At 66.8% G+C, this 3,804-nt stretch carries 5 protein-coding genes; 4 read left to right on the plus strand and 1 reads right to left on the minus strand.

Annotation, left to right across the window (positions count from 1 at the left end; genetic code table 11):
- Positions 1-321 precede the first annotated feature (321 nt).
- Positions 322-744: a TOBE domain-containing protein gene (locus tag NBZ85_RS28815; protein ID WP_261559884.1), complete on the minus strand. Its 423-nt coding sequence runs from the start codon at positions 742-744 to the stop codon at positions 322-324.
- A gap of 967 nt (positions 745-1,711) precedes the next feature.
- On the opposite strand from NBZ85_RS28815, the gene NBZ85_RS28820 reads away from it, so the two are divergent.
- The 4 genes from NBZ85_RS28820 to NBZ85_RS28835 form a co-directional block, all read left to right on the plus strand.
- Positions 1,712-1,951 carry a hypothetical protein gene (locus tag NBZ85_RS28820; protein WP_261559880.1) on the plus strand — a complete coding sequence of 80 codons (240 nt, stop codon included), beginning with the start codon at positions 1,712-1,714 and terminating at the stop codon, positions 1,949-1,951.
- A gap of 232 nt (positions 1,952-2,183) precedes the next feature.
- The gene (locus NBZ85_RS28825) at positions 2,184-2,882 is read left to right on the plus strand and encodes an enoyl-CoA hydratase/isomerase family protein (protein WP_261559881.1); all 699 of its coding nucleotides are present in this window, start codon (positions 2,184-2,186) and stop codon (positions 2,880-2,882) included.
- A gap of 247 nt (positions 2,883-3,129) precedes the next feature.
- Positions 3,130-3,303, plus strand: a complete 174-nt coding sequence (locus tag NBZ85_RS28830; RefSeq protein WP_261559882.1) for a hypothetical protein — start codon at positions 3,130-3,132, stop codon at positions 3,301-3,303.
- Positions 3,304-3,495: 192 nt separating this feature from the next.
- Positions 3,496-3,804, plus strand: a 309-nt coding sequence (locus tag NBZ85_RS28835; protein ID WP_261563105.1) for an FAD-dependent oxidoreductase, incomplete at its 3' end; no start/stop codon positions are given.

Raw genomic sequence — 3,804 nt, forward strand, 5'->3', positions numbered from 1 at the left:
CTGGGACAACCGGGCGGCTGTGCATTACGCGGTTCGCAACTACGGGTCGACGCCGCGCCTGCTCGAGCGCATCCTCATCGCTGACGAGCCGCTCTACGCCGACCTGTAAACCGCTGCCCGGACCGGCCGTGAGCGAACTGGTCGTTCGCCGCGGACGGTGGGTCGGGTCGCTGGTGTGTTGACTGCTCTGGTTCGTGTTCCGGACGGTCAGCGGCCGGACCGGGTCTACGGCCTGCGCGTGACCGCGTGGTCGGGACTGCCGCCGGGCGGCGGCCCCGACCACGATGTCGGGGGCACGAGCGGGTGCCGGGCACCGGCCTGTCAGCCTGCCGCGAGGGCCACTTCCGTCGACTTGATCAGGGCGGTGACAGGGGAACCCGCGGCGAGACCGAGATCGGTGGCGGCGGCCAGCGTGATCGCCGAGGTGAGCTTGCCGCCGTTGTCGAGGGTGATGTGCGCGACCGCCATCGCGCCGCCGGTCTCGAGGCTGGAGACCGTGCCGTGGAGCTGGTTGCGGATGCTCAGACCGCTCAGGCTTCCGGTGGACAGCGCCACCTCGGTGGACTTGACCAGGATCTCGACGGTGCTGCCCACCGACAGGTCGAGCTCCTTGATCGCATCCAGGGTCACGGCGGCGGTAACGTTCTGCTCGCCGGGCAGGGCGATCAGCACAGTGCTCATCACCGCACCTTCGGTAATGTCGGTGATGGTTCCGGTCAGTTGGTTACGTATGGTCAGGCTCATGGGATCTGCCTCTCGTCCGGCCGCCACAAGGTGTGTTCCTTCAGTTCTACCCTTCCTTCCGCGGTGTACGTCTGCTCCGATCGCGACGTGAGCTCCGCACGTACTGAAAAACCGCCGCGGAAACAACCGTGGATGCGTCGCGCTTTGCTGCCGGACTGCGTATCCACGCGGCTGCGCCAGTGTGACCGATCCCACGCCGGAGGGCGACTCGAGTGTTCGGGGTGTTCGATGGGCTGCCGTTGCAGGCATCCGTGCACTGGCGTCGGCTGCCGCCCGGCAGGGGAGATCCAGGTAAATCGGCAGCTTGACTTATATTTGTGGCGGGGTGCCGCCAAAACGGCAGACTCCCGGTGCTGCCAATCAATGTATCGATGTCGCGTAGTTGGTGGTGGAAGCGAGGAGCTCTGTGGTCGACGGATTCTGCTGTCATTCAGCTGTGGGCAGCGGTAGAGGGATCGGCGAAATCATGGACTGCGTCAGTGCCGACCCCTTGAAGGATATCCCGCCCCCGCGGCGACTGATTGTTCCCGCTGGTGGGGGAGTCCCCCGTCGGCGCCGTGATCGTGCCATCCGGTGAAGCCAGGCATCGGCATTGGCATCGGTGTGCTCCTCACACGGTGGCGAGGTCCGGTCCGGTGGTCCGTGGCTGCTGCCGGCCGGCAATCTCCGCCTGGTCTGACTGTTGTCACACCCCGCCGGCCGGCGGCCGGCGAGTACCCTGCGCACGGATAGTATGACGCCTCTCACACCCTCCTCAGGCTGCCCGTTGTGCGCGAGTCTCAAAGGTGAGGCCAGTGGAGCACGTCGTCCAGGAATCGAACGGCCCGGACCGGAGTGGATATGGCGAAGACGTACAGGCTCACCGCCATCGGTGCATTGGCACTCGGTGCCTTTGGTGGCGTCGGACCGGTTCGTTGCCGGCCGGGCCGCGGGTCCGGCCCGCCGTGTCCTCCGAGCCGAGACTGACATGGCCGCGTCGACACCGCACAACCGGCCGTCCCGAGTGAATCTGCGCCGCGCCTCAGCCGCGTTGCGTGTTGCGCGATCCGGACCCGATGCGTACGCGGTCGTGTTCCTCGACGACGCCGGCTCCCCTGGTTCGGTCGTCGCGGCGTTTCCCGGTCCGATGTCCGCCGAGATGTACGGCAAGATTGTCGGAGGTCGTTTCCGGGTCGTCCGGATGAGCCCGGCGCGCCACACGCACTGATGCTGCTGGGACGCACTGATGCTGTCGGACTGTCCGATATGCCGGGAATTTACGGCACCGCGCGATTGCCCACCCTTGGTTTTGCCGCGCCGAGCTGCCGCCTTCGTCGCCGGCTCAGCGGCTCACCCGCAATTTGCGGATTTCGGGAGGCGGTCCGATGATGGAGTGCCGGGCGGCAACCCGGGGGGAGGGATGCCAAGGCGGATAGATTGCTCGAAAGGGGGTGATGGGGATGCGCATGGAAACCGGTCCGAAGCTGCGTCGGGACGGAAATCTGCTCATTCTGGATCTCGGCTCCGACGAGAACCTCTTCGACTCGGACAGGGTTCTTCAGATCAACGCCATCCTCGACGAAGTGGAGCAGGCCCCGACGCCACGCGCCCTCATCACGACCGGCTCTGGGCACCACTGGTGCGACGGGACAAGTCTCGGCTGGTTGTTCAGTATAAGCCAAGTAGAACTGGACTTCTTTGCCGCGGAAGTACTTCGTCTGTACGCCAGGTTTCTCCTGCTACCCATGGTGTCGGTTGCCGCGATCCAGGGGCATGCCTTTGCCAACGGGGTCCTTCTTGCGTTGTCGCACGACTACCGTGTGATGCAGACCGGACGGGGTTACCTGTGTCTTCCCAACGTTGACTCCGGGTATTTTCTGACCTGGGGGGAGGTTGCGTTGCTGCGGGCGAAGGCTTCCCGGGCCGCGGTGCTGGAGATGATTACCACTGGTCGCCGGTATGACGCCGCCGCCGCCTCGGCGGTCGGGCTGGTCGATATCGTGACCGTCGACGAACCGGTCCTGGCGGCTGCCGCCGCGTTCGTACGCCCGCTGTCGCGCAAGGACGGAACCGTGATCGCGACCTCGAAGAAGTTTCTCTACGACGATGCGGTCAGCGCGTTGTGCGGGTCGCGAGCGACCTTCACGATCGACCGCTGACCCGGTCACGCCGAGCGTGCGACCCGAAGCCGCTGCCTGGGCGAGGGCCCCGGTCCGACCACGGCTCCCGGCGCGGCGCGCCTCGGCGGGCACAGGTTGGCCTCCGGTGCCACCCCCCACGTATGCCCAGTCCGCCCGTCGTCTATCGAGGGTGGGAGCCGTCCTCGCGCGGTAATGACGTAGCTGGTCCGTCGTCTGCCAGCCGCACCGCCCGTGCAGGCCGCACCGCTGGGAGGGCATCCGACTCGTGATCTTCCTTGTTCTCGTGTCGCCTTTCGCCCTGATGTTGATGATGTTGGCGATGCATGCGATCGAAGCCAGACTGACCTCGGCAGCCGCCGCAAGCCCGATGGCGGCCCCCGGCCGACCACTTCCTGGCACCGGCACGGCGCTGTTCCTCGAGAGCGGGCCCGTGCCCTAGGCGGGGTCGCGAAGGACTTCCCTTTGGCACCGAGTGCCACTATGGTTTTGGCTGTTCGGCGCCGGAGGAGTGGATCCGGTGCCGCTGGCTGCGGGGCGTGCCTGTCCGCATGGGTCCTCCGGGGGTCGTGCCGTTGCCCCAAATCATTGTCGGCGGGCGGTGCCCACCATGGTTTTGGAGGTTTTTCGCGGTATGGACAGGATTGTGATTGTGGGTGCGGGGTTGGCTGGTGGACGGGTGGCGGTGGAGCTGCGGGCGGCGGGGTTCACGGGCGGCATCGTGCTGCTGGGTGCGGAGGAACATCTGCCGTACGATCGCCCGCCGTTGTCCAAGGGGGTGTTGTCGGGCCGGGTCGAGGAGACCACGCTGCCGTTGGATCTCGACGGCGTGGAGGTTCAGCTTGGCCGGCGGGCGGTCGGGTTGCGGCCCGGGGCCGTGGAGACGGACGCGGGCCCCGTCTCCTACGACGGGCTGGTGATCGCGACGGGGGCGACGCCGGTG

The organism is Frankia tisae (genome assembly GCF_025403405.1).
GTDB classification, from domain to species: Bacteria; Actinomycetota; Actinomycetes; order Frankiales; family Frankiaceae; genus Frankia; species Frankia tisai.

What these genes read in the sequence shown, in the direction of transcription:
- NBZ85_RS28815 (WP_261559884.1), bottom strand. Translation starts at nt 744, where the DNA reads ATGAGCCTGACCATACGTAACCAACTGACCGGAACCATCACCGACATT.
- NBZ85_RS28820 (WP_261559880.1), top strand. Translation starts at nt 1,712, where the DNA reads ATGGCCGCGTCGACACCGCACAACCGGCCGTCCCGAGTGAATCTGCGC.
- NBZ85_RS28825 (WP_261559881.1), top strand. Translation starts at nt 2,184, where the DNA reads ATGCGCATGGAAACCGGTCCGAAGCTGCGTCGGGACGGAAATCTGCTC.